Origin of the sequence: Haloferax marinum, from assembly GCF_009674625.1 — an archaeon.
GTDB lineage: Archaea > Halobacteriota > Halobacteria > Halobacteriales > Haloferacaceae > Haloferax > Haloferax marinum.
The window spans coordinates 1,520,292-1,544,229 of the sequence record NZ_WKJQ01000001.1; the positions used below are offsets into that span (position 1 = coordinate 1,520,292).

Annotated in this window: 22 protein-coding genes; 6 read left to right on the top strand and 16 right to left on the bottom strand. The window is 61.8% G+C overall.

Annotated features, from left to right (window positions below; translation table 11 throughout):
• Positions 1-139: 139 nt before the first annotated feature.
• The 11 genes from GJR99_RS07775 to ahaH form a co-directional block, all read right to left on the bottom strand.
• Positions 140-523: a DUF6276 family protein gene (locus GJR99_RS07775; RefSeq protein ID WP_151110886.1), complete on the bottom strand. Its 384-nt coding sequence runs from the start codon at positions 521-523 to the stop codon at positions 140-142.
• 75 nt (positions 524-598) lie between these two features.
• Positions 599-1,288, bottom strand: coding sequence for a V-type ATP synthase subunit D (locus GJR99_RS07780; RefSeq protein ID WP_151110888.1), 690 nt, complete (start codon positions 1,286-1,288; stop codon positions 599-601).
• A gap of 122 nt (positions 1,289-1,410) precedes the next feature.
• Positions 1,411-3,402, bottom strand: coding sequence for a bacterio-opsin activator domain-containing protein (locus GJR99_RS07785; protein WP_151110890.1), 1,992 nt, complete (start codon positions 3,400-3,402; stop codon positions 1,411-1,413).
• A 154-nt stretch (positions 3,403-3,556) separates the two neighbouring features.
• Positions 3,557-4,960, bottom strand: a complete 1,404-nt coding sequence (locus tag GJR99_RS07790) for an ATP synthase subunit B (RefSeq protein WP_151110892.1) — start codon at positions 4,958-4,960, stop codon at positions 3,557-3,559.
• A 4-nt stretch (positions 4,961-4,964) separates the two neighbouring features.
• The gene (locus GJR99_RS07795) at positions 4,965-6,725 is read right to left on the bottom strand and encodes an ATP synthase subunit A (protein WP_151110894.1); all 1,761 of its coding nucleotides are present in this window, start codon (positions 6,723-6,725) and stop codon (positions 4,965-4,967) included.
• 6 nt (positions 6,726-6,731) lie between these two features.
• On the bottom strand, positions 6,732-7,052 hold the full coding sequence (locus GJR99_RS07800) for a V-type ATP synthase subunit F (RefSeq protein ID WP_151110895.1): 321 nt from the start codon (positions 7,050-7,052) through the stop codon (positions 6,732-6,734).
• Entirely contained in the window at positions 7,049-8,095 is a 1,047-nt protein-coding gene (locus GJR99_RS07805; protein WP_151110897.1) for a V-type ATP synthase subunit C, read from the bottom strand. The genes GJR99_RS07800 and GJR99_RS07805 overlap by 4 nt, the downstream gene beginning before the upstream one ends.
• The gene (locus GJR99_RS07810) at positions 8,092-8,676 is read right to left on the bottom strand and encodes a V-type ATP synthase subunit E (RefSeq protein ID WP_151110899.1); all 585 of its coding nucleotides are present in this window, start codon (positions 8,674-8,676) and stop codon (positions 8,092-8,094) included. The genes GJR99_RS07805 and GJR99_RS07810 overlap by 4 nt, the downstream gene beginning before the upstream one ends.
• Positions 8,677-8,697: 21 nt before the next feature.
• Positions 8,698-8,955, bottom strand: a complete 258-nt coding sequence (locus GJR99_RS07815; RefSeq protein ID WP_151110901.1) for a F0F1 ATP synthase subunit C — start codon at positions 8,953-8,955, stop codon at positions 8,698-8,700.
• A 177-nt stretch (positions 8,956-9,132) separates the two neighbouring features.
• A complete protein-coding gene (locus tag GJR99_RS07820; RefSeq protein WP_151110903.1) occupies positions 9,133-11,304 on the bottom strand; it encodes a V-type ATP synthase subunit I in 2,172 nt (723 codons plus the stop codon).
• Positions 11,291-11,623 carry an ATP synthase archaeal subunit H gene (gene ahaH, locus GJR99_RS07825; protein WP_151110905.1) on the bottom strand — a complete coding sequence of 111 codons (333 nt, stop codon included), beginning with the start codon at positions 11,621-11,623 and terminating at the stop codon, positions 11,291-11,293. The genes GJR99_RS07820 and ahaH overlap by 14 nt, the downstream gene beginning before the upstream one ends.
• A gap of 156 nt (positions 11,624-11,779) precedes the next feature.
• Between ahaH and GJR99_RS07830 the strand changes: the two genes are divergently transcribed.
• Positions 11,780-12,406, top strand: a complete 627-nt coding sequence (locus tag GJR99_RS07830; RefSeq protein ID WP_151110907.1) for a methyltransferase domain-containing protein — start codon at positions 11,780-11,782, stop codon at positions 12,404-12,406.
• 68 nt (positions 12,407-12,474) lie between these two features.
• On the opposite strand, the gene GJR99_RS07835 is transcribed toward GJR99_RS07830, so the two are convergent.
• Positions 12,475-12,957, bottom strand: a complete 483-nt coding sequence (locus GJR99_RS07835; RefSeq protein ID WP_151110909.1) for a type IV pilin — start codon at positions 12,955-12,957, stop codon at positions 12,475-12,477.
• A 111-nt stretch (positions 12,958-13,068) separates the two neighbouring features.
• Positions 13,069-14,394, bottom strand: a complete 1,326-nt coding sequence (locus tag GJR99_RS07840) for a DUF7094 domain-containing protein (protein WP_151110911.1) — start codon at positions 14,392-14,394, stop codon at positions 13,069-13,071.
• A 128-nt stretch (positions 14,395-14,522) separates the two neighbouring features.
• Here GJR99_RS07840 and GJR99_RS07845 point away from each other — a divergent pair, with 128 nt between their 5' ends.
• The 3 genes from GJR99_RS07845 to GJR99_RS07855 all read left to right on the top strand — a co-directional run bounded on the left by GJR99_RS07845 (position 14,523) and on the right by GJR99_RS07855 (position 17,489).
• Positions 14,523-15,677: a helix-turn-helix transcriptional regulator gene (locus GJR99_RS07845; RefSeq protein WP_151110913.1), complete on the top strand. Its 1,155-nt coding sequence runs from the start codon at positions 14,523-14,525 to the stop codon at positions 15,675-15,677.
• Between the two features lie 73 nt (positions 15,678-15,750).
• Positions 15,751-16,545, top strand: a complete 795-nt coding sequence (locus GJR99_RS07850; protein ID WP_151110915.1) for an electron transfer flavoprotein subunit beta/FixA family protein — start codon at positions 15,751-15,753, stop codon at positions 16,543-16,545.
• Complete coding sequence (locus GJR99_RS07855) at positions 16,542-17,489, top strand: electron transfer flavoprotein subunit alpha/FixB family protein (RefSeq protein WP_151110917.1); 948 nt, start codon at positions 16,542-16,544, stop codon at positions 17,487-17,489. The genes GJR99_RS07850 and GJR99_RS07855 overlap by 4 nt, the downstream gene beginning before the upstream one ends.
• Before the next feature lie 221 nt (positions 17,490-17,710).
• Here the strand turns inward: GJR99_RS07855 and GJR99_RS07860 are convergent, their stop codons facing one another.
• Complete coding sequence (locus GJR99_RS07860; protein WP_151110919.1) at positions 17,711-18,295, bottom strand: DUF4175 domain-containing protein; 585 nt, start codon at positions 18,293-18,295, stop codon at positions 17,711-17,713.
• Between the two features lie 356 nt (positions 18,296-18,651).
• On the opposite strand from GJR99_RS07860, the gene GJR99_RS07865 reads away from it, so the two are divergent.
• Positions 18,652-19,494, top strand: coding sequence for a polyprenyl synthetase family protein (locus GJR99_RS07865; RefSeq protein ID WP_151110921.1), 843 nt, complete (start codon positions 18,652-18,654; stop codon positions 19,492-19,494).
• Here the strand turns inward: GJR99_RS07865 and GJR99_RS07870 are convergent.
• Together GJR99_RS07870 and GJR99_RS07875 are read right to left on the bottom strand one after the other, a co-directional pair.
• Positions 19,491-20,633, bottom strand: a complete 1,143-nt coding sequence (locus GJR99_RS07870; RefSeq protein ID WP_151110923.1) for a DUF373 family protein — start codon at positions 20,631-20,633, stop codon at positions 19,491-19,493. The two genes, GJR99_RS07865 and GJR99_RS07870, sit on opposite strands and share 4 nt — an antisense overlap.
• Positions 20,634-20,733: 100 nt before the next feature.
• Positions 20,734-22,647: a PAS domain S-box protein gene (locus tag GJR99_RS07875; protein ID WP_151110925.1), complete on the bottom strand. Its 1,914-nt coding sequence runs from the start codon at positions 22,645-22,647 to the stop codon at positions 20,734-20,736.
• Between the two features lie 153 nt (positions 22,648-22,800).
• On the opposite strand from GJR99_RS07875, the gene GJR99_RS07880 reads away from it, so the two are divergent.
• The gene (locus tag GJR99_RS07880; protein WP_151110927.1) at positions 22,801-23,796 is read left to right on the top strand and encodes a radical SAM protein; all 996 of its coding nucleotides are present in this window, start codon (positions 22,801-22,803) and stop codon (positions 23,794-23,796) included.
• The last annotated feature ends 142 nt before the right edge of the window (positions 23,797-23,938 follow it).

Genomic DNA, 23,938 nt, shown 5'->3' on the forward strand with positions numbered 1-23,938 from the left:
ACGACTGCTCGGATTCCTTCACTGCCGCACCCCGAACGGGACCCGGTCGACTCGACTCATCTCGTTCGCTGTTGTGCGAAATAGAGTAAAAGGGGTTCGAAGAGCACCCACGCGACACCGGGTGGTGGGGATACCGAACTTACAGGAACATCTCTAACTGCGAGTGTCGCCGCCCGACGTCGAAGTGCGGCTCGGGGGCCGACTGTTCGAGTCTGTCGAGGACGAGATGTACGTCTACACCCGCTCGTTCGGCGTACTCGGCGCTCTCGACGATAGCCTCGCGGTTGAGCGCCAGCGAGTCGAGGAATCCGAGCATCAGTGCGACGGCCGCGCCACCGTCACCGTCGGGGACGATGTCTGCCAACGGTCGCGTCTCTCCGTCTGTCAGACGGTCGTCACTCGGGTGGACGCGAAGGCAGTCGGCACACAACCCAATCGTCAGCGACCCTTCGGGAGCGAACTCTTCGAGAGCTTCGGGAACGGGGAACACAGCCTGTTCCCCGCCGCAATCAGGACACGGCATATCCGAGGCTACGCAGTCGAGTGGGGAAAATCGGTCGGTGAGGCGACCAAGAGAGCGTCTGTGAGAGAACTGCGATTAGTTCGCGGCGGCGGCTTCTTCGGCGGCGGCCTCTTCGGCGGCCTTCCGCTCTTGCTTTTCTTCTTCTTCCTTCTTCGCCTTGATCTTCTTCAGACGGAAGATCTCCTCGCGCTCTTGTTCTTCGAGTTTCTGCTCGATGTACTCCTTGTTCTCGTAGAGTTCCGGCAGAAGCTTGAATTCGAGTGCGTTGACACGGCGCTTCGTGGTCTCGATCTCCTCGAGCATCTTCTTCATCGCCGTCTCGACTTCCGCGGCGAGGATGATAGATTCGAGCAGTTCCTCGTAGGCGTCGGCGGCCTCGTCGATGCGGGCCGAGGAACCGAGAAGTCCGTAGCCACGCTGGTCGAGGCTCTTCTTCACGCGCGAGGACTCGATCTGCGGAACGACGACACCCATGATGTTCTTCGACTGCGTCGTAATCTCCGGGTACTCCTTCAGCGCGGCAGCAGCACCGCGAACTGCGACGTCACCCTCCATGGCGCGGGCCATGTTGATGGTGCGCTGGGCGCGGTCGTAGTCTGCGTTGAGGTTCGCCCGCACGTCCTGTGCCTGGTCGAGGATGTCCATGAACTCCATGATGAGGCCGTCTCGCTTCTGTTCGAGCGTGTCGTGGCCCCGCTCCGAGAGTTCGATGCGATCCTCGATCGCCATCAAGTTCTTGCGGGTCGGCTTGACGTCTTCGGCCATCTTTGGCGAGGATTGTTCTTCAGGGGTGTTAATCTTTTACTGTCTGGCCCGTCAGACCGGGCGAGATTCGTCAGTGTGACGGACGTATTCGCGCTGTCGACGGAAGTCGTGACAGACGCGAGTTACGTCGAGTCGTTATCGAAGAACTGTGTGACGAGTTTTCGCTCGGCGGCGCGGAGGTGCTGGTGGAACGTCGCCCGAGAGACGCCCATCGCGTCTGCGAGTTCGTCACCCGTGACGCCGTGGGGCCAGTCGAAGAAGCCACCGAGATACGCGAGTTGGAGGGCCGTGTGCTGTCTGTCCGTGAGGTCCGCGCCGACGCTGCTCGCGAACTCGCGGCGAGTCCGTGCTGGAGACGAGCGGTCTCTGACGGCCCGTAGTTCGACGCCGGTGGCGACAGTTCTGAGGTCGTCGAGCAGCGTTCGTCCGACCGCGCGGTCCGGAACGATTGCGGTGAACCGACTCCCGGTGCGTGTGGCTTCGAGGTCCGTCAACCGACCGCCAGCGTCCGCGACGAGATGGGTGAGCGAGCCACTTTCGAGGACGACTTCGTAGAGTCCGGCGTCGTCGCCGCGCGGGAGTTTCGAGACGGCCACCACGCCGTCTATCTCGGTGTCGACGTCGGTGAGTTGGGCCGGCGGCGTGACCGAGACGAAGAGACTGAGCGTGCCGTCGTCGTGAGGGACCGCACCTTCGTACGCCAATCGACAGTCGCCCGCCTCGGCGAGACTCACGAGCGGTTGGGCTGAGTCTGACACGTCGAACTCGAGTTCGAGAACGTCGTCAGAGAGGAGCGACCGGCGACTCTCGAAGGCATCGATAGCCGCCCCGACTGCTCGACCGAGCGTTCCGAAGACGACGGCAACCTCGTCGTCGAGTTCGGCCGCGTCGCCGTAGACGGTCAACACGCCGTAGAGCGTCTCCCGATGAATCAACGGAACGGCAATCGCAGAGCGACCGGGGGCGCTCGCGGCGTCGTGACTCGCTGTCTCGTCGGCGACGGTCGATTCCACAGTGAGCGTGTGTACCGCCCGTGCAGTCGGGTCGTCGGTGTCGTCGCGGTCGATCTCGAGTCCCTCGATGAACGCGGTGTGTTCGCCGGACCACTCGTTTGGGACGATGACCGAAGGAGAGAAGTCACAGTCGCCAATCCACGCGCTTTCGAACGGGGCGGTCGCTGCGACGCGGCGACAGACTGTCGCTTCGAGTTCGCGCCGCGTCTCTGCCCTGACGAGGGCGCTCGTCACGTCTTCGAGGAGTCCCTCGATGTGTTCGACGAGCGACTGTAGTCGCGCGCGCTCTTCGTCGACTCGTCTGGCGTACGTCTCGGCCGCCTCTTCGGCACGAACGCGCTCTGTGATGTCCGTCTGAAACCCGACGAAGTGGGTCACCTCGCCGTTCGGTCCCGTGAGCGGTGCGATGTCGACTCGGTTCCAGAACGTCTCGCCGTCCTCTCGGTAGTTCAGCAGTTCGACCGACGCCGACTCCTTGGCGTCGATTGCCTCACGGAGTTCTGCGACCTGTTCGGGGTCCGTCTTCGGCCCCTGCAAGTACCGACAGTTGCGACCTAACGCGGCGGCGGCCGAATACCCCGTCATCGACTCGAACGACTCGTTGACGTAGACGAGTGGTCGGTCGGGAAGCGTATAGTCGGCGATCGTGATGCCGACGGGCGCTTCGTCCAACGCCTGTTCTTTGAGGTCCTCGGTAATCTGTCCGGTCGCTTCGGTCCCGAAGCGACGCCACGCGACGGCGCTTTCGACGCGGTCGGGCAACCGCTCGAAGAGGTTCGACTCGACGAGTGGGACGACGTCGGTCGCACCGGCGTCCAGTCCGGCAGTCGACGAGAGGCCACTGTCGGGGTGGACGACCACGACGAGTGGAGCGTCCGTCTCCGCCCGCAACGACGAGATATCCTCGGTACGGTCGGTTTGGACGACGAGACAGTCGACCGAATCGGTGTCGAGTCGCCCTCGTGCGGCCTCGACAGACGAGACGGTCTCGACCGAAAGCGACGAGAGCGCGTCTTCGATTCGGTCTCGTTCCCGCTCACCGACGACTGCGAGCACGCGCGGGTGGGCGTGAGACGAAGAGGAAGCCGAAGTGCCGTTCATGTGAGTCCCTCGCACCCCCAACGTAAGGAAGTTGGCAGGCGCTCACCGCTCGGCGAAAGGGGGTGGTCAGTTCGCGGACGACGCGTGGTCGCGTCGCTCTCGGTGAAAAATAGAGAGAGAAATCGGGGCCGAAACTGGTGGACGAAAACCCGGATTAGGCTTCCGCTTCGACCGTCTCGGCGTCTTCCTGGTAGTACTCCTCGATGAGCTCTTCGTCGATACGGTTGAGCTCGGATTTCGGCAGCGTCGAGAGGAGTTCCCAGCCGATGTCGAGCGTGTCGGCAATCGACCGGTTGGAGTCGAAGCCCTGATTGACGAACTCGGCTTCGAAGCGCTCTGCGAAGTCGAGGTACTTGTTGTCACGCTCGGAGAGCGCCTCGCGACCGACGATGTTCACGAGGTCGCGAAGGTCTTCACCCTCTGCGTACGCCGCGTACATCTGGTCGGAGACGTCTGCGTGGTCCTCACGGGTGAGGCCCTCACCGATACCGTCGTCCATCAGACGGGACAGGGACGGCAGCGGGTTGATCGGCGGGCGGATACCCTGCGAGTTGAGGTCACGGTCGATGTAGATCTGACCCTCGGTAATGTAGCCGGTCAGGTCAGGAATCGGGTGCGTGTCGTCGTCGCCAGGCATCGTGAGGATGGGAATCTGGGTGACAGACCCTTCGCGTCCCTCGATACGACCCGCACGCTCGTAGAGCTGTGCAAGGTCAGTGTACATGTAACCGGGGTACCCACGGCGACCGGGGACCTCTTCACGAGCCGCACCGATCTCACGGAGCGCCTCACAGTAGTTGGTCATGTCGGTCAGGATGACGAGGACGTGGTAGCCCTTGTCGAACGCGAGGTACTCTGCGGTGGTGAGTGCGAGACGCGGCGTGACCGTCCGCTCGACTGCGGGGTCGTCCGCGAGGTTCGTGAAGACGACGGAGCGCTCGAGTGCACCCGTGCGCTCGAAGTCCTGCATGAACTCGTTCGCCTCTTCCTGCGTGATACCCATCGCGCCGAAGACCACAGCGAACTCGGACTCTTCGTCGCCTTCTTCCTCAGGCACGGTTGCCTGACGGGCGACCTGCAGTGCGAGGTTGTTGTGGGGAAGCCCCGACGCGGAGAAGATTGGGAGCTTCTGACCGCGAACGAGCGTGTTCATGCCGTCGATGGCGGACACACCCGTCTGGATGAACTCCTCGGGGTACTCGCGGGAGTACGGGTTGATTGCTGCGCCGACGATGTCACGTCGCTCGTCGGGGACGATCTCTGGGCCGCCGTCGATTGGCTGGCCAGAACCGTCGAGCACGCGGCCGAGGAGGTCCTCGGTCACGGGCATCTTGAGCGTCTCGCCAAGGAACTTGACGGACGCGTTCCTGTCGATACCGGTGGTGCCTTCGAACACCTGAATGGCGACGAGGCCCTCACTGGATTCGAGGACCTGTCCGCGCTTGGTTTCGCCTTGGGGCGTCTCGATTTCGACGATTTCGTCGTACCCGATCGGCTCGTCAACCTCGGCGAACACCAGCGGGCCGCTGATTTCGGTGATAGTCTGGTATTCCTTCATGGTCTCAGTACAGCTCGCGGAGTTGCTCGGTGATCTCTGCTTTCAGGTCCTCGATGTACGCATCCCAGTCTTCCTGGACGCCGATACGGTTCAGCTGCGGAGCCGCGTCGATGTCCTGGATTTCTTCGACGGGGACGCCGGCTTCGAGCGCCTTGAACGCCTCGTCGTTGAACGTGTGGATGGCCGTGAGGATACCGTACGTCTTCTCTGGCTCACAGAACGTGTCCGTCGGGTGGAACGCGTTCTGCTGGAGGTACGCCTCGCGGAGGTAGCGAGCGACTTCGAGCGTCAGCTGCTGGTCCGCTGGCAGGGCGTCCTTACCGACGAGCTGAACGATTTCGCGGAGTTCAGCTTCTTCGTCGAGCACGTCGACACCCCACTGACGCTCTTCTGGCCAGTCGTCCTTGACGTTCTCGACGAACCACGGGTCGAGCTGGTCCTGGTAGAGCGAGTAGGACTCGTTCCAGTTGATAGCCGGGAAGTGACGACGCTCAGCGAGGTCTGCGTCGAGTGCCCAGAACGTCTTCACGATACGCAGGGTGTTCTGCGTAACCGGCTCAGAGAAGTCACCGCCGGGCGGCGACACTGCGCCGATGACGGAGACCGAACCCTCGTCACCGTTGATGGTGGTGAAGTATCCGGCGCGCTCGTAGAACTCGGAGAGACGCGCGGCGAGGTACGCGGGGTACCCCTCTTCACCGGGCATCTCTTCGAGACGCGAGGAAATCTCGCGCATGGCCTCTGCCCACCGGGAGGTGGAGTCGGCCATCAGTGCGACGTCGTAGCCCATGTCGCGGTAGAACTCCGCGATGGTGATGCCGGTGTAGATGCAGGATTCACGGGCCGCCACAGGCATGTTGGACGTGTTCGCGATGAGGCACGTCCGGGCCATGAGCGGGTTGCCCGTCTTCGGGTCGTCGAGTTCCGGGAAGTCCTCGATAACCTCGGTCATCTCGTTACCGCGCTCACCACAGCCGACGTAGACGACGATGTCAGCGTCGGCCCACTTGGCGAGCTGGTGCTGCGTAACCGTCTTTCCGGACCCGAAGGGCCCCGGAATCGCGGCCGTCCCACCCTTCGCGATGGGGAACAGACCGTCGAGGATACGCTGCCCGGAGACGAGCGGTTCACGCGGCGTCTTCTTCTCCGTCGAAGGACGCGCACGGCGAACCGGCCACTCCTGGTGCATCGTAACTTCTTCGCCGTTGTCGAGTTCGACGACCGTCTCGGTGACAGAGAACTCGCCTGCTTCGGCGGCGACGACTTCGCCACCTTCGAAGGACGGCGGGACCATGACCTTGTGTTCGATGGTCACGGTTTCGGGAACGGTACCCACGACGTCACCGGGGGCGACTTCGTCGCCTTCGGAGACGCTGGGTTCGAACTCCCACTTCTTTTCCATGTCGATACCGGGTGCGTCAACACCACGGTCGAGGAACGGCGAGCCCATCTTGGACTCGAGCACGTCCAGCGGGCGCTGGACACCGTCGTAGATGGCGTCCAGCATCCCTGGACCCAGGTCGACGGTCAGCGGTTCGCCCGTGTTCTCGACGGGTTCACCGGGACCGACACCGGACGTTTCCTCGTACACCTGAATGGTCGTGATGTCGCCTTCGATTTCGATGACCTCGCCCATCAGACCTTCGTCGCCGACATAGACGACGTCGTTCATGCGGGCGTCGAGGTCACGGGCGGTCACGACCGGACCACTCACGCTTGCGATGAGACCGTCTTCGCGGACGGACTCTTGTGTTGCCTGACTCATGTTTGGTTATTCGTCCATCAGATCGATACCGATTGCTCTCTTGATCTGGTCGCGGAGGCCGCTCGCGCCGCCAGTGCCGCCGAGCGTAACGAGCGTTGGCTCGATACTCTTTTCGACCGACTGGCGAGCGTTACGCGAGAGGTAGTCGAGGTCCTCTTGGTGCATCACGATGATACCCACGTCCTCGTCCTCGAGCGTTCGCATAACGGCCTCGTCGAGTTCTTCGTCCTTTGCTTCGTCGGGGACGTTCTCGAACTTGCGGACACCCGCAAGTCGGAATCCCGTCGTGAAGTCCGGACTGCCGATAACTGCTATTTCCTGGCTCATTGGATGACCAGCTCCTCTTCTATCTCTTCGGGGGGAAGCCCTGCCTCACGGCCGCGGGCAATCGCCCGAATGTTGTCCACCTCGCGCTCCTTCGCGAGGATGTACGAGATGATTGGCGTGACCGACAGCGGGAACACGTAACCGAGTGTGTCCGCGTACTCCAAGAGCGCCGCGTCGAGGGCGCGCTCGAAGCCGATGAGGCTGTCTGCCTCTTCGAGGTCCGACAGTGCATTCGAGAGGCGGTCACCGTAGCGACTGTCGCGAATCTTCGAGACGAGTTCGTCCGGGTTCGTCGCCAGCGCGGCGAGTTCCGCCGCCCGGAACAGCGTGCCGCCCTCGATGAAGTAATCGGTCGGGTCGAGGTCGGCGCCACTGCGGGCGATGCGGAGCGCGTTGCGGGCGTTCCGGAAGTCGATCTCTGCTTCGAGGAATTCGCGGTACTGCTTCGTCTCTTCTCCGACGACCAGCCCGTCGAGCAGTTGCTCGTAGAAGGCACGGTCGACGGCGTTCTCCAGCGGAACGAGGACGCCAACGTCTTCGTAGTCGTCGTAGGCGGCCTCGAGACCGTCTGCGAAGATGGTCCCCGAGAGAAGCTCGACGACCTCCTCGATTTCGGCTGCGTCGAGCAGTCGAGAGATGAGGCGGTCGTCGAACTCGCCGGCACGGATGAGGTCGGTTTCGATCTCGTCCCGTGGCGTCTCGGAGTAGATACCGCGGATGATGGTCTTGACGTTCCACGCGTCGAACTTCCGGAGGTAGCGCGCAATGAGGTCGTAGAGGCGGCCGTCGGCCCAGTCGAGGATGTCGTTGAACTGCTTCGCCATGTTGTGGTTCAGCCCGTACTCGATGAGGTCGACGCCCGAGTAGCGGCTACCCAGAGCGTTGATCTCAGCTTCGTACTCCGACTCCTCCATGAATCGGGCGATTTCAGCCGGCCCCATACGGACCAGTTTGCGGTACTCTTCGTCTCCGAAGAGGGCGCTGCGTCGCGCTCTCACGCGAGCGATGACGTATTCCGGATTCGAGCCGCCAGCAGCACTCATTGGTCGTCAAACAGTCGCGCACTCACTTCCTTCAGGTTGTCCTCCCAGACCGTGTCGAGGACCGAGTCGAAGGTGTTGTTCACCCGAACACGCGAGTTCGTGCCTTCGACCACGACGCCACCGAGGCAGTCGCGTTCGCCAGACACTTCGTAACCGTCGTAGTCGGCAAGGATATCTTCGAGCAGGTCGGCGTCGTCAGCGCGGCCGTAGACGTGGACTTCGTCCTCGTCTTCGAACTCGACGGAGGCGGCGTCGAGGAGCGTGCGGGTGAGCTCCTCGCGGCGGTCGCCTTCTAGCGTTGCGAGTTCGTCTTCGACCTGGGCTCGAACGCGCTGGAGGACGTCGCGGCGTGCGCCGAGACGTGCCTGCTTCGCTTCGAGTTTCGCGCTGGAGAGTGCTTGTTCGCGCTCTCGTTCGACCTGGTTTTCGACGGACTCCTCACGCTCTTCGACGAGCGCTTCGGCTTCCGCTTCGGCCTCGGAACGAATCTCGTCGGCTCGTTCCTTGCCGGCCTCTTTGATTTCCTCCGCACGTGCGTTGGCTTCCTCTCGGATATCCTCAACGACGTTGTCCAAACTCATGATGGGAAAGGAAGGGGTGGTTTAGACCAGGAAGACGACGACGAGCGCGAGGATGACGAGGGTCTCGGGGAGAACCGTAAGGATCAGCCCGTTAACGAACAGGTCCTCGTCTTCAGCGATGGCGCCCATCGCAGCGGAACCGATGCCACGCTCTGCGTAGCCTGCGCCGAATGCGGCGAGACCAACGGCCAGTGCCGCGGCGGCCGATGGGGAGATTGCGGGGCCAGAAGCTGCTTCACTCTGCAGTGCAGTCATGAGGGGTTCAATTGCTTCAATCATTGTGTGTTCCTAAGTACCGGATTGTCGTCTCCGAACGTTCGTATGTGTAGCAAGGCATCTCATAAAGGTTCCCAAAACAATCCACAGAATCACGGGATTTGGACGGTCTATAGAGGGGCTTTCAACGAGTGCGGCCGCTCTGTGACCGACACCGAAGAAAAATTGCGACGAAGACAGTTAGTCTTCGGTCGTGAACTCCCGTTCGTAGCCGAACGGTTCGTACTCGCGGCCGCCACCCTCGAAGAACTTGCCGAAGAACTCGACGTATTCGAGACGCACGGCCTGCAGGCCGGCACTCGTCACACCGAGCGCGAGGACGAGTCCGTGTCCGAGGACGAGGACGAGGAGGCCACCGACCAGTCCTGCTGCACCGGAGTGCATCAGACCGGGGAACATGATGGCTTCAGCGCCGTACTCGGCGATGACGTGCTCGGGACCGTAGTTGAGCATGAAGTGGAACTCGCCGTGGTGGGAGTACGCCCCGAAGAACAGCAGGTTGACCGTGAAGGCCATGCCGGCCTTCGCGAGCAACACTGCGGCGATACGGGTGTACGACAGGACGTTCGAGAGGACGTTGATGAACTCGACGACCTCGATGGGCTCGGCCATCGCGAGGAAGGCGAGTCCGACGAAGAACGCTCCGAGTCCAGCCCAACCGACGATTGCCGGGAATCCGGTGAAGCCGAGCGGGATGACGCCGTCACTGGCGAAGGTCGTAAAGAGGAACTCCGGCGGGATGTCGCCGAGCGCGGGGCTCCAAATCCAGATCCACAGGCCGTTGAGCATCAGAATCCACGAACCGGCTTCGAGGACTGCCTCTTTCACACCGTGGAGTTGCGACTTGTCGTAGAAGTCGAAGATGTACCCCACGTTGAGGTGGAGGATACCGATGACGACGCTGACGGTGAGCCAACCGAGGGCCCACTCTGCGGTCGCCGGCGACAGACCCTTCTCGATAGGCGCGTGTTCGAGACCGACCACACCGACCCAGAAGTAGTCGGTGATGAGGTGCAGTCCGAAGATTTCGCCGTAGAGGATACCGAAGAGCGTCGTGAACACACCGGCCGCGATGGTGACGCCACCCATGCTCTTGAACGCGTTACTCTCGAAGTTCGAGTAGAGGAAGTATCCGATTGCGGTGTAGAGCAGTCCGTACCCGAAGTCACCGATCATGAACCCGAAGAACGCAGGGAACGTCAGGAACAGGATGATGGTCGGGTCGAGTTCGTAGTAGTTCGGGCGGTTGACTGCCTGGACGAGCACTTCGAACGGCTTGACTGCGCCGCTGTTGCTCTGAACGACTGGTGGTTCGTCGTTGCCCATCGTGACCATTCCACCGTCGGTCGCGGCGGCCGTGCCACCGGTCTCTGTGACCTCTTCGCTCGCGTGGTCGTGACCATCGTGGGAGAACTCGGCGCGTTCGAGTTCTTCGATGTCGACGCGCTCTCCGACGATGTCTTTCAGTTCGCTGGCGAACTCGTTGTACTGGCCCGTCGGAATCCACCCTTCGGCGACGAAGGCGTTCTCCGTCGTCGCAAAGGACAGTGGCGCCTCCGTCTTCTGAACGTCGATGGCGAGGCGCTCCTCGGCCGCGAGGAGGAACTCGCCTTCTTCGACTTTCAGGTCGTGGAGTTCAGATTCGACGGTGTTGAGTTTGGACTCGACTTCGCGCTTCTCTTGTTCGAGGTCACGGACGTGGTCTTCGGGACTGCCCTGGGCGTCCGGGATTTCGAACGTCGCGAAGTCCGACCCGACGAGTGCGTCGACGAGCGCCGTCTCCGACGCGTCCGCCGTGGGGCGAGCGAAGACTGCGTGGGTTCGCTCACCCGAGAACACCTCGTAGGTGTCGATATCTTCGGCGTCGACGACGGCGCGCTGAACCGGTTCGAGTTTCCCCTGACCGACGACGACCTGCAGCGAATCGTACCCCGACAGGAGGTCGAGGTCGATTCCGAGGTCGACGAACGGTTTCATCGCGTCGATTTCGTCGTCGAGAGCGTTCAGTTTGTTCTCAAGTTCGGACCGGCGGTCGTCCAGTTCGTTGACCTTCGCGCGAATCTCTTCGAGCGGTTCACCGAGCGCGTCGTCGGGGACGATACGCTGGCGACCGGCGTCAGAGTCGTCGACACCGAGGATGCTCTTGAGCGAGCGGACGGTGACGAGTTTGTCTGAGGCGCTCTCTGCGCCTTCGATTGGCGTTCCAGTCTCGAACCCGAACTCCTCCTGCCAGGAGCCGTCGTATTCGGTGACGTCGAGCAGGCGAAGCTCGTGGACTGCCTCGATGACCTCGGGCATGATGCCCTTGGAACCGGTCACCGAGACTTTGCTCATCTGCTCAGGTCTGAGCATCAACCGCCTCCTCGAACTTGCCGATGGCGAACTCGACCGCATCGTCGATGCGGTCTTCGGCATCGGCGATCAGTTCGTCACGGGCTTCTTCGCCCTCTTCGAGGATGCGCTCTCGCTCGGCCTCGATTTCCTTGCGTCCTTCCTGCAGACGCTGCGATTCGAGTTCGTTGGCCTCTTCTTCGGCCTCGGAGCGAATCTCGTCGGCCTCGCGGCGCGCCTCCGCGACGAGTTCCTCACGTTTGGCCTCGGCCTCTTCGACGATGTCGTCGGCCTCCTGCTCGGCCGTTTTGATTCGTTCGAGAACCTCTTGTCTCGGCATACTCGTATCACAGGAACGTTGCACAAGCGCTGTATAAGGTGTTTGCGGAAAGTTGGCGAGAGCGTCTCTAATTCCACCCCTTCACACGCGGAAAACACCACCAAAACGCGCGGCGAATCCGCACCGTTATCATCAGTGAGTCCTAATTCCGGCGCAATGGGAGTCCTCGAAAATAAAGCGCGGGCCCGCCTGTTCTACAAATACCTCTCGAAGGTGTACGACACGGTGAACCCGTTCATCTGGAACGAGGAGATGCGCGACGAGGCGCTCGAAATGCTCGACATCCAACAGGGCGACCGCGTCCTCGACGTCGGTTGTGGGACCGGTTTCGGGACCGAAGGACTGCTCCGCTACACCGACGACGTCCACGGTCTCGACCAGAGTATCCACCAGATGCAGAAGGCGTGGGAGAAGTTCGGCAAGAACGACGAGGTGCGGTTCTACCGCGGCGACGCCGAGCGACTGCCGTTCGCCGACGATTCGTTCGACGTCATCTGGTCGTCCGGGTCCATCGAATACTGGCCCAACCCCGTCACCGCCTTAGAAGAGTTCCGCCGCGTCGTCAAACCCGGCAACGAGGTACTCGTCGTCGGCCCCGACTATCCGAAGACCGGCGTCTTCCAGAAACTCGCCGACGCAATCATGCTGTTCTACGACGAGGAAGAGGCCGACCGGATGTTCGAAGACGCTGGATTCGTCGATATCGAACACCACATCCTCCAGCGTCAACCCGGAAGTCCGCGCGCTATCGTGACTATCGCACGCGCACCGGCAGACGAGTAAGACGACGAATTTCTCTCGGGTGAGACGACGAATTTCTCTCGGTCACGCTCCCGACCTCGCGGATATTCTCACGAGGCGACCGTCCGCAGGACTGCGAGCGGCGTCTCGCCATCGAAGACTCGGACGACGACTCGCGACCCAGCGACCGGTGTCGGGTCGTTCGTCGCGGCAATCTCGAAACTCGCCGTCTCACCGACCGTCCATCGCGGGTCTGCGGCCCTGTTGAACGGGCCGGTTGGACCTGGGTGAAACCCGCGCGCCGAGAAGAACGGAACTGACGGTTGTGACGCGAGCGGGTCACCATCGACGGTGACTCGGATTCGGAGTGAACGGACGTCGAGCGGTGCGCCTGCCTCGTGCGTGAGTGTAACTGTTTCACCAGAGACAGAAAGTGAGAGCACCGTCGGCCGAACCGGGTCGGGTGGCGACTCGGCGGCGTCGAGTGCGGCGACACCCACACCTGCGGCGAGGACGACGACGAGGCCGACGAGGAGGACACTCCCGACGAGGACTGTCGACCCACGAGTGGCACGGTTGAACGCGGCGGACATCGAGACGGAGTGGCCCCGCTATCCGATAAGAAGGTACGGGTGAGTCGTCACAGGAGAGAGTCGAAGTCGGTCGTACGGAGAGAACCGAGGTCGGTCGTACAGAGAGTCGAGCTAGGCCGTCGTGGCTGTCACGAGCGATTGCGTGGGACGAATATCGGTCGTAGAGGTGTTCTCTTCGGTCGTGTTCGTCGCCAACGTTGGCGTGGGCGTCGGGTCGGTGGTGAGGACGACTGCGGCGTTCCCTCTGATGACCGTAATCGTGTACGTACCCGACGGTGAGACGGTCCAAATCGTCCCGTCCGACCCGGTTCGGCCGAGGAGCGTACTCTCTTGGCTGGCCTCGACACCGATCGTGACGTTCGCGTCGATGGGGTTCCCGCTGGCAGATTCGTTCAGTTGAATTCGGAGTGGGCCACCGGGGTAGGTTCTGTCGACCGTCAGTTCGAGTCCGTCTTTGACTTCGGTCGTTGGAGTCCCGTTCGAGAGCGACTCGAGTGGGCGCGTCTGCGACTCTTTGAACACTTCGCGACTGCCGCTGTCGACGTACGCGTACAGTTGCCCTCTGTCGTAGTTGATGCGGACGAGGTAGCTATCGCCCGCACCCACGACGTCGGCACCGTTCTGCGTCGCACGACTCTGCCAGACACCGGGGTAGTTCTCTGCGACTTTGTCCAGCGCCTCGGTCGGTGTGACACCGCTTTCGTCTCGGTTCCGGAGGTCACCTCGGTAGACTTCTCGGATGTAGGTGTCGTCTGTGACGCTACTCAAGGCGACGCCGGTTTGACTGGTGCGAACCGAAAAGCGCGTCGGCGCGGCCTTCCCAGAGAGGACGTCTGCCGCGTGAGCGCGGACGGGGCCGGTGAACGTGTCGAGTTCTCGTTCGAGTGCGGCCAATCGACCGGAGTCCACAGAGAAGTCTGGCGTCTCGCGTGCGAGTTCGCGTAACGCGACGCGACGCTCTTCGAGGTCGCGTGCCTCGGCGTCGATGCGAGCGAGTTCGACGAGGACTTCACGAGTTGTGAGTTCGTCGGCGTTGTACTGGGTGATAACCGACTGTTGGGCGCTCTGGAGCGCAATCGCCCGCTGTTCGACGCGGTTCAACTCACCGAGTATCAGTTGGCTTCGCCGACTCACGTCGTCGACCGACTCGATTCGTTCGACAGACGCGCGGAGTTGAATCTGTCCGCCTGCTCTGAGAGCGGCGAAGTCGAGTGACGGACCAAGGTCGACGTACTCCGATTCCACCTTCGACCGGACCAACGCGCCCTCGTCGATGTCGAGGACCCGGATGGTCTCGTTCGATGGCGACGCCTCGACCTGTGCCGGCGCGGCGCCGGTGAGTGCGGTCGCTGCGCCCGCGGGAGCACCGGGGCTAGCCGCACCGAGAACCGGTGAAGCGACCAAGAGTACGACGACGAAGAGCGGGAGGGCCTTCATCGCGGTAAGGGTACACGATGCCAGTACTAAAATGGCCCTCTTGTGACCGAACGCCCCGACCGACGAGTTCACCACTGGCGTTCAGTCGATGGAAAGCGTTTTCATCGCCCGACGAAACGGATTCACGTATGCGGAGTGCCGTCCTCATCGTTGCTCTCCTCACTATCGTCGCCGGTGTCGCTGCACCGGCCACGGCGACTGGTTCGTCTGTGGCCGCTCTCGACGTCGACGAGACTACGACGGCGCTCGACACGCCTCACGCTGCCGCCCAGCAGTCTACACTCGAACGGTCGCCGAAGACAGACATCTTCATCGAACTCCACGGAGACCAGTCCGCAGAGTGGCGAATCGAGATGCGGTACAGTCTCGAAAACGCAAACGAGACGGCCGCGTTCGAGGAGTTCGCACAGGAGTACGAAGCGGGAACCACCGACGTCGGCCTCGACGCCGACCTCTTCGAGCGAGTCAGCGAGACGGCCGAAGCGCAGACGGGCCGGTCGATGGAGATTCAGAACGCCACCGCGACGGCGTTCGTCGAGAACGACACCGGCGTCGTCACGCTGACGTTCACGTGGACGAACTTCCTCGAACAGACCGACGAGGGGCTGCGTCTCGGTGATAGCTTCTCGGCAGGGTCGGATGCGACGTGGCTCTCGTCGCTCCGAGCGAATCAGAACCTCACGATTCAGACCCCACCGGGGTACGCCGTCAGCAGTACGAGTCTCCCACTCGAGAACAACGCGGTCGTCATCGAAGGGCCACGTACCTTCGAATCGACCGACCAGTTGACCGTGAGTTACGTCTCCACGGGTGGGCAACCCCCCGAGGTTCCGTGGGACCTCATCGTCGGTGGCATCGTCGCCGTCGCCGTCTTGGCAGCAGGAGTCACCGTCTACCTTCGCCGGCAGTCGAAAGAGAGCGGTGAGCCGACTACTCCGAGCAGTACCTCCGGGCCGGACCGAGGGACACGACCACCTGAGACCGAGTCTGAATCCGAATCCGAACCCGAGTCCGAGCGCCCCGACGACGAGCGCCCGCCCACCGACTCAGACGAGGAGGGAGTCGACATGGACCTCCTCTCCGACGAAGAGCGTGTCGAACTGCTCTTAGAACGGAGTGGTGGGCGCATGAAGCAGGCGAACATCGTCAAAGAGACCGGGTGGTCCGACGCGAAAGTCTCGCAACTCCTCTCGTCGATGGCCGACAACGGCCGCGTCGAGAAACTCCGACTCGGTCGGGAGAACCTCATTTCACTCCCGACCGAAGAGGAGAACGAAGAGTAATCGACCACGTGACAGGGACCTATCAATGATAGGTCGAAAACGTTTATTCGGACCCATTCAATAGTAAACGTTGATGAAAGTTCTTGTAACCGTCAAAGAAGTCGCCGAAGTGGAGGAGGACTTCGAACTCGACGGGCTACACGTCGCAGAACAGTTCCTCGAGTACGACCTCAACGAGTGGGACGAGTACGCAGTCGAAGAGGCCGTCCAAATCGCCGAGGAGAACGACGACGTCGAAGTCGTCAGCGTGACTATCGGCCCCGAGCGCGCCGACGAGACCATCCGCATGGCACTCGCGAAGGGTGTCGACCGTGCCATCCGCGTGTGGGACGACGCGCTCGAAGACGTCGACCTCCTCGACGTGGGTGCGAAGACGCGACTCCTCTCGGCAGTCGTCGAAGAAGAAGACCCGGACATCGTCCTCACGGGCGTACAGGCGAACGACGACAGTTTCGGTGCGACCGGTGTCTCGCTCGCGTCCGCCATCGACTTCGAGTGGGCCGCAGTCGTCAACGCACTCGACCTCGACGCCGACGGCGGCGTCGCGAACGTTCGCCGCGAACTCGAAGGTGGCGTCGAAGAACTCACCGAAGTCGACCTCCCGGCGGTCCTCTCCATCCAGACGGGTATCAACGAACCCCGATACGCCAGTCTGCGTGGCATCCGCCAGGCGCAGTCCAAGGAGATCAAGCCACTGTCGCTTTCGGACCTCGGTCTCGACGCCTCGGCAGTCGAATCGCAACTCGTCCTGACGGACATGTACGAACCACAGACGGAGTCCGACGCCGTCTACTTCGAAGGAGAGGCCGCAGACCAAGCCGCTGAACTTGCGACTGTCCTCCGTGACGCGGGGGTGGGTGCCCAATGAGCGACGTTCTCGCAGTCGCCGAACACCGCCGTGGCGAACTCCGTGACGTCTCGTTCGAACTCGTCACCGCCGGTGCCGAACTCGCTGGAGACGGCAACCTCCATCTCGCAATCATCGGCGGCGACGTCGATGCCTTCGCCGAGGAACTCTCGCTCGACGGTGTCGACACCATCCACACCGTCGCAGAGGGCGACGAATTCAACCACGACGTCTACGTGCAGGCAGTCGCTGCACTCTACGAAGAACTCGCGCCGACGTACGTCCTCATGGGCAACACGGTCAACGGCCTCGACTACGCGCCGGCCGTCGCAGAGTCTCTCGATATCCCGCTCGTGACCGACGCAATCGGCCTCGAAAACGACGGCGGTCTCGTGGTCACCCGCGAGATGTACGCCTCGAAGGTCGAATCCACCGTGGAAGTCGACGCCGACAACGCCGCAGTCACCATTCGCTCCGCCGAGTGGGAACCGACCGAAGCGGCCGGCGAACCCGCCATCGAAGCGTTCGACTTCGAACTCGACGAGTCCCGCGTCCGCTCGCGCGTGACTGGCTTCGAGGAAGTCGGCGGCGGCGACGTCGACATCACGGACGCGGACGTGCTCGTCTCCGTTGGCCGCGGTATCGAAGAAGAAGAGAACCTCGAACTCGTCCAGAACCTCGCGGACGCACTCGGTGCGACGCTCTCGTCGTCGCGCCCCATCGTCGACAACGGCTGGCTCCCGAAGGACCGGCAGGTCGGCCAGTCCGGGAAAGTCGTGACGCCGAAGTTCTACATCGCAGTCGGTATCTCCGGCGCAGTCCAGCACGTCGCCGGCATGAAAGGTGCCGAGAACATCGTCGCCATCAACACCGACCCCGACGCACCCATCTTCGACATCGCCGACTACGGTATCGTCGGTGACCTCTTCGACGTGGTTCCGGAACTCATCGAGCAGTTCGAATAGGCTTCCGCAGCAACCATATTTTTGGTCCACCGTGAGACGCTCAGCGTCTCACGAGCCTTCGTCCGCTCTCGCTCACGAAGACAGACTTTTGCGAGATGAGCGCCAGCGAACCTCGGAAAAGGTGGTCGTACGTGGTGCCGGAACTCGTCGAGCAGTTCGCCTAATCAGCCAATCCGTTTTGCGTTCAGATTCAGATTTTCTTCGCCCACACGTTCGTGGGCCTACTGCGGCACGCTACTGAGACGGTTACCCAGCAGATACAGCGGCCCGCCGAACAGTAATAACAGCAGTGACGCACCGCCGCTAACAAACGAATACGACACGAGATTAATTTCACCTCGGCCAGTGCTAACGAAGCCAAACAGGAAGACGGAGACGAAGACGACAACCAACTCACCGACGAGGAGAAGTCGTCGCTTCCGACTCGGCTGTACAGTCCCCAGAACGAATTGAAAGCTCACAACCACTGCGCCGAAGAGAAACCATTCTTGAAACTGAAGTCTGGTGAAGTCACCAGTTCGAAGCTCCCACGAGATGAGTACGGCTACGAAGGCAATCACGGCGGCGCTTAGACTCGTGAGAATCGCTCGTTTCCTCGTGAGTGGTCGTGGGTGGTCCCGGCGCCAGAGTTCACCGGTTACGAGAGCCACCAGGCTACCTACGAGTGCCCCAATAAGCAATAGCGAGAACTGGAGTATGCCGGCGATTCCCCACGCACTTGGGAGAAGTCCGATAGTGGTTGCAAACCCGTATCCGAAGAAGGAGAGCGCGAGAGTGAACATCACCCCGAGAAGAAGGTACGTCATTAGCTCGTCTCCTCGCGGAGTTGAAGGTGAAGTCGCTGAGTCCTGCATGGAGCGATGCGTAATATGAAATCTACGTGAGATAATAAGTACGTTCTCGTACATCGGTCTGTAGCACGCTTCGGCTCAGTCGAGGGAAGTGGCCACTCAGTACTCGCCCGTCAGAAGCGTTCCCACGACGGAGTTGCACGTTCTATTCGACACATCCTCGTCAACCACTCACCAATGGAAGATTTCGATGGCTCAGTGGGAGAATACCGTCGCCAGCTCACGGTCAGAATTCGACGGACACTGAGTCCTGGTCGCGCAGTTTCGACAAATCCGGTACGTACTTCCCTACCCAACCCTACGAACCGACAATGGAATACCTGGAGCGCCGGGTCACGATGGTGAACGACCGCCTCGAGGAGGTCGTCTCGGCGGTCGAGCCGTCGGAACTCGCCGGCCAACTCGACCACGTCGCTCTGGCGGGCGGCAAGCGCGTCCGCCCCGCCGTGACCATTCTCGCCTGCGAGGCTGTCGGCGGAACACCCGAAGACGCCGTCGATTTCGCCGTCGGCGTCGAACTCGTCCACAACGCCTCACTCGTCATCGACGACATCATCGACCGGTCAGACATTCGCCGTGGGACGCCCAGTGCGTGGGCCGAATACGGCTACGGACCCGCAATCATCGCGTCAGACGGCTTGCTCGGAGAGGCCTTCGCCCTCTTGTCACCGAGTGACCGCGCGACTCGAATCGTCGCCGAATCGATGGTCGAACTCGGGGAAGGAGAGGCGACCGAACTCGTCGCCATCCCCTCGAACGAGACCGAGTATATGGAACTCGCCCGGCGAAAGACGGGCGCACTCTTCCGCGCCGCCGCCGAGTTGGGTGCTGTCGCCGCCGGCGGAGACGCACACGTCGTCGAAGCGTTCGGTGACTACGCAGAGCGCGTCGGCGTCGCGTTCCAGATTCGCGACGACGTCCTCGACGCCACCGCCGACGCGGAGGAACTCGGAAAACCGACCGGCCAAGACGCCGAGATGGGCCGACCGTCGCTCGTGCAAGTGACCGACCTCACGCCCGAAGAGGCGAACCAACGCGCTCGGAAGCAAGCAGACGACGCGCTCAGCGCACTCGAATCGTCAGGTGTCGAAGACTCGGAATCGTTAGAGTATCTGCGCGACCTGGCGCAGTTCGTCGTCGTCCGCGAGAGTTAGACAGACTGATTTTCGGCCGGCTGTTCGCCGTCTGCTCCCGTCGGGAATCGGGATTCTGCCACCGCGAAGGTGAGCGTACTCAACACGCCGAGGAGCGTGCCAACCGTGAGTGCGACGGCGAGGCCGGGCAGGTCGAACGTCTGGACGCCAGCGACGCCGTCGGGGATGAAGAACCCGGACAGTGCGTAGAGCACGATTGCGATGGCGGTCACGTAGAACGGCGCGTTGAGATACCGCCACTTGAATCGGTCGTGGAGGTACTCGTCGGTCACCTGGCCGAGACTGCTCGTGATGCCGGCGGCGGCGAACCACTCGACCGCACCGTGGACGAGTGCCGCCAGGATGAGTCCTGCCGGTGGGTTGCCCGCGACGGCCTCCGAGACGGTCTGGACGAGGTCGACACCGCGAACGCCGCCGACGACGAGGAGTGCGGCCGCCGCGACGTAGGTGATGATGGTGACACGGCCGGTGTAGAGGACGTTGCGTGCGCGGTTCGCCGCTTCGTCGACGGCGGTTTCGAGACCGAGACCGCGGAACAGCGTGTAGAGACCGAGCAGTGCCGAGATGAGACCGAGGACGACGGCCCCAGGCACGTCGAAGAAACTCGCGATGGTGACGAATGGATAGATGAGGAGCAGGATACCCAGCGGGACGAGGATGGTCCCGCGCGTCTCGGGGTCTGCGAGCACCTGTTTCATCGTGTAGTACATCGATTCGAGGTTCTGTGCCTGCCTGACGACGACACGGCGGACGCCGTCGATAGGGACGCGAGAGCGGATGACTGGGAGGACAGATTCGTCCTGTGCGCCGTCGGAGATGACGATTGCGTGAATCGACTCACCGGTCGAGATGCTGGCGAGAACAGTGTCTATCTCCTCACCGATAGCCCGGTTTGCCTTCACGTCGCTGCCTTCGACGCCGGTGACGGCCGCGACTTCGACCTCTTCGTCTTCGTCTTCGAGCAGTTGGTCGTGGACGCGAATCCCCTGAAAGAGGACGTTCACGTCAGAGTCCTCTGGGTCGGCGGTAGCGAGTGCTACTGCTGCGTCCTCGACGTTCTGTCGGCCGACGACGGGCGTTTTGAGTCCCGTCTTTCGTCCAAGGTCGTCGTCGAGGTCGACACAGAGGACCAAGAGCATCGTTCGTCCCTATGCCGTGGGGATATATCTGTTTTCGGGGGCGCAGTCGGCGCGTCGGCGTCGGTCGGTCAGCACGCGACCACGGTGTGAAAACGCGCAGTCACGTCGTGTCGCCCTCGTTTCCGACGGTATCGAACAGAACTTCGAGTCGGGCACCGCCAGCGTCGCTTTCGGCGGTGCGAATCAACCAGCCGTGAGTGTGGACGATCTTTCGGACGATACTGAGTCCGAGGCCGTTTTCGCCGTCGTCTTTCGTGGAGACACCAGCGTCGAAGAGTCGGTCACGAATCGACCGGGGGAACCCCCGGCCGTCGTCTTCGACGAAGAACCCGCGACTCGATGGGAGTTCTCCGACGCGAATGACGAGCGTCGAATCGCTGGACTCGCCAGCGTGTCCAATCGCGGCATCGGGGTCAGTCCGATTGCCCGTAGACCCGTGTTCCACCGAGTTCCGAAAGAGGTTCTCGAACAGACGCTTCATCTGGCTTTGGTTCGCCTGCACGGTCGGCAAATCACTGATTTCGACGCGGGCGTGGGACGCGTCGGGTCCACACAGAACCCACGCAGACGACGCGGCCTCGACGAGGTCGACGGTGGACAGGTCGACGACTGCTCGGTCGTCGTAGGTCAGCGAGAGGACGTCCTCGACGACCTCAGCGATTCGACGTTGTGCACGCTCGACGTGGTCGAGATGTGAGTCGTCACCGGTCTCTCGTGCGAGGTCGAGTCGTCCCTGTGCGACCGCCAACGGTCCGCGGATGTCGTGTGAGAGGACGCGGGCAAACGCTTCGAGGCGGGCGTTCTGCTGGGTGAGCTTTTGTTCGCGCCTGATGCGCTCGGTGAGGTCTGACATCACGCCCAAGACGTTCGTGATATTCCCGTCTTCGTCGTACAGTGGAACCGCCTGCGTGGTGGCCCACCGGACGGTCTCATCCCCTTCGGGAACGAACCGGAACTCGAACTCGTATCGGTCGTCGACAGTTTCGTCCGCGACGTCCCGAAATATCTCCTCGACTGCCTGCTCGAGTGGCGCTCTGTCGTCGACGTGGACGAGGTCGAGAAACGACAGCGAGTCCTCGTAGAGCGTCGATTTCGGGCGGCCCCACATCTCTTTGAACGCGTCGTTGATGTAGACGATGTCGAACGCGTCCGGTTCGGAGAGGAAGACCATATCTGGAAGCGACGAGATGACCTGCCGAGTGATACGTTCGGAGCGTCTAATCTCGCGTTCCGACGCGATTCGAGCGGTGACGTCGGTGGCCGCGCCGACGTTGACTACCTGGTCGCCCAGCGTCACGCGACGACTGGTGATTTCGAGCGCGACCGGTCGCCCGTGTTCGTTGACGATATCGACGGTGTACGTCGTCGATTCGAGACTCCCGTACGTCTTCGGTGCGATGCGGTCTTCGACGATATGGCGGTCGTGTTCCGCGACGAACTCGACGATTGGGTGGCCGATTACGTCCGAAGCGTCGTACCCGAGGAGTTCCAAGAGGTAGTCGTTCGCGAACGCGATACGCCCGTTTCGGACGACGTACAGTCCGACGTGGGACTCTTCGACGATGGCTTCGTACCACAGACGCATCTGTTCGAGGGCGCTCGACTGTCGAGTCGCCGAGACGGCGTTCGTGATTCGGTGTGCCAGTATGTCGAACGTGTCCGACGACGCGTCTTTTCGAAGGTAGTCGGTCACACCGGCGGCAATGGCCTCGCTCGCGACTCCCTCAGACCCGTGGCGGGTGAACAGGACGAACGGAAGGTCCGGACGGGACTCTCGAACGGTGCGGAGAAAGTCGAGACCGGTGGTGTTCGTAAACGAGTACTCAGAGACGATACAGTCGACCCTCGACGTGTCCAGTCGGTCGAGCGCCTCGGAGGGAGTCGCGACCAACTCCGTCTCGATGTCTCCGTGGGCACTGAGAACCTCAGACGTCAACGCCGCGTATCCTGGTTCACTGTCCACGAGGAGGACAGAGACGGGAGCGTCTACTTCGAAGACGTTCCCGACGTTCATACAACAAATTCAGCCTGATTGATAATAACCGTGCCGTCGTATTCTCACGGCGTGCGCACACGTTGGGTCCGATTCGACCCCAGGTCGGTCGGCACCTCGTCACTCCAAGTCGGACGCCTTTTGACGATGCACCAAGTATACGCCTGTAATTGAATGATTTCGAAGGGTTGCGAACAGTGCGCCATGGGTGGGAAGATGGTGCTTTTCGTCTACGGATACTGTGACCAGCGCGATTGCTTCTACTGCCCACTGGGCGAGAATCGCAAGAACGTGACCGACGTGTACGCCAACGAGCGACTCGTCGAGTCCGACGAAGACGTCGTCAAGGAGGCAAAGCGCATGGACGCCCTCGGGTCGTCTATCACCGGTGGCGAACCCCAGGAAGCACTCGACAAGACCTGTCACTACATCTCGTTGCTCAAAGACGAGTTCGGTGAGGACCACCACATCCACCTCTACACCGGTATCACCGGCGGGCGCGAGAACATGCGTCGACTCGCAGAGGCAGGACTCGACGAGATTCGCTTCCACCCGCCACTCGAACTCTGGGGCGACATGCACGGCACCGAGTGGGAAGACATCCTCTACATCGCTCGTGAGGAGGGACTCACGCCGGCGTTCGAGATTCCGGGTATCCGTGCCGAACCCGAGTTCCTCGACTTCCTCGACGAAGGGGCCGCAGAGTTCTGTAACATCAACGAGTTCGAGATGTCCGACGGCAACTACCGACGAATGCAAGAGAAGGGCTACGAGCTCCAGGAAGGCCACATGTCGGCAGTCGATGGGTCGAAACAGGCCATCCTCGACGAGATGGGCGACCACGAACGCGTCTACTTCTGTACCTCTGTGTTCAAAGACGCTGCCCAGCACCGCAACCGTCTGAAGCGGATGGCCCAGAACCTCAGTCGCCCGTTCGACGAGATAACCGACGACGGAACCCTCGTCTACGGCAAGACCTACACACCGGCCGAGCGCTTCATCGAACTCGGCGTCCCCGACGAGTTCTACAGTATCAAATCGAACCACGTCGAAGTCGCGTGGTGGCTCCTCGAAGAGATGATAGAAGACGGCGACGTCGACGACGGCGAAATCGTCGAGCAGTATCCGACGTACGATGGGACCGTCGTCGAGCGGACGCCGCTTGCGTAGGCGAACAGAGAACTTTCTCTGTCGAAATCTGAGTGCTGAGACGAGTCTCTGTTGAAACGCTCAGTTGCTGAGACGACGCTCTTCGTGACCCGCCTGCGTGACGACACCGACTGGTGAAGACGTCACCTCGGTGGTGTCGATA

Bases quoted from the DNA above. Each gene is read 5' to 3' on its own strand.
- GJR99_RS07775 (WP_151110886.1), bottom strand. From the start codon at position 523: ATGCCGTGTCCTGATTGCGGCGGGGAACAGGCTGTGTTCCCCGTTCCC.
- GJR99_RS07780 (WP_151110888.1), bottom strand. From the start codon at position 1,288: ATGGCCGAAGACGTCAAGCCGACCCGCAAGAACTTGATGGCGATCGAG.
- GJR99_RS07785 (WP_151110890.1), bottom strand. From the start codon at position 3,402: ATGAACGGCACTTCGGCTTCCTCTTCGTCTCACGCCCACCCGCGCGTG.
- GJR99_RS07790 (WP_151110892.1), bottom strand. From the start codon at position 4,960: ATGAAGGAATACCAGACTATCACCGAAATCAGCGGCCCGCTGGTGTTC.
- GJR99_RS07795 (WP_151110894.1), bottom strand. From the start codon at position 6,725: ATGAGTCAGGCAACACAAGAGTCCGTCCGCGAAGACGGTCTCATCGCA.
- GJR99_RS07800 (WP_151110895.1), bottom strand. From the start codon at position 7,052: ATGAGCCAGGAAATAGCAGTTATCGGCAGTCCGGACTTCACGACGGGA.
- GJR99_RS07805 (WP_151110897.1), bottom strand. From the start codon at position 8,095: ATGAGTGCTGCTGGCGGCTCGAATCCGGAATACGTCATCGCTCGCGTG.
- GJR99_RS07810 (WP_151110899.1), bottom strand. From the start codon at position 8,676: ATGAGTTTGGACAACGTCGTTGAGGATATCCGAGAGGAAGCCAACGCA.
- GJR99_RS07815 (WP_151110901.1), bottom strand. From the start codon at position 8,955: ATGATTGAAGCAATTGAACCCCTCATGACTGCACTGCAGAGTGAAGCA.
- GJR99_RS07820 (WP_151110903.1), bottom strand. From the start codon at position 11,304: ATGCTCAGACCTGAGCAGATGAGCAAAGTCTCGGTGACCGGTTCCAAG.
- ahaH (WP_151110905.1), bottom strand. From the start codon at position 11,623: ATGCCGAGACAAGAGGTTCTCGAACGAATCAAAACGGCCGAGCAGGAG.
- GJR99_RS07830 (WP_151110907.1), top strand. From the start codon at position 11,780: ATGGGAGTCCTCGAAAATAAAGCGCGGGCCCGCCTGTTCTACAAATAC.
- GJR99_RS07835 (WP_151110909.1), bottom strand. From the start codon at position 12,957: ATGTCCGCCGCGTTCAACCGTGCCACTCGTGGGTCGACAGTCCTCGTC.
- GJR99_RS07840 (WP_151110911.1), bottom strand. From the start codon at position 14,394: ATGAAGGCCCTCCCGCTCTTCGTCGTCGTACTCTTGGTCGCTTCACCG.
- GJR99_RS07845 (WP_151110913.1), top strand. From the start codon at position 14,523: ATGCGGAGTGCCGTCCTCATCGTTGCTCTCCTCACTATCGTCGCCGGT.
- GJR99_RS07850 (WP_151110915.1), top strand. From the start codon at position 15,751: ATGAAAGTTCTTGTAACCGTCAAAGAAGTCGCCGAAGTGGAGGAGGAC.
- GJR99_RS07855 (WP_151110917.1), top strand. From the start codon at position 16,542: ATGAGCGACGTTCTCGCAGTCGCCGAACACCGCCGTGGCGAACTCCGT.
- GJR99_RS07860 (WP_151110919.1), bottom strand. From the start codon at position 18,295: ATGACGTACCTTCTTCTCGGGGTGATGTTCACTCTCGCGCTCTCCTTC.
- GJR99_RS07865 (WP_151110921.1), top strand. From the start codon at position 18,652: ATGGAATACCTGGAGCGCCGGGTCACGATGGTGAACGACCGCCTCGAG.
- GJR99_RS07870 (WP_151110923.1), bottom strand. From the start codon at position 20,633: ATGCTCTTGGTCCTCTGTGTCGACCTCGACGACGACCTTGGACGAAAG.
- GJR99_RS07875 (WP_151110925.1), bottom strand. From the start codon at position 22,647: ATGAACGTCGGGAACGTCTTCGAAGTAGACGCTCCCGTCTCTGTCCTC.
- GJR99_RS07880 (WP_151110927.1), top strand. From the start codon at position 22,801: ATGATTTCGAAGGGTTGCGAACAGTGCGCCATGGGTGGGAAGATGGTG.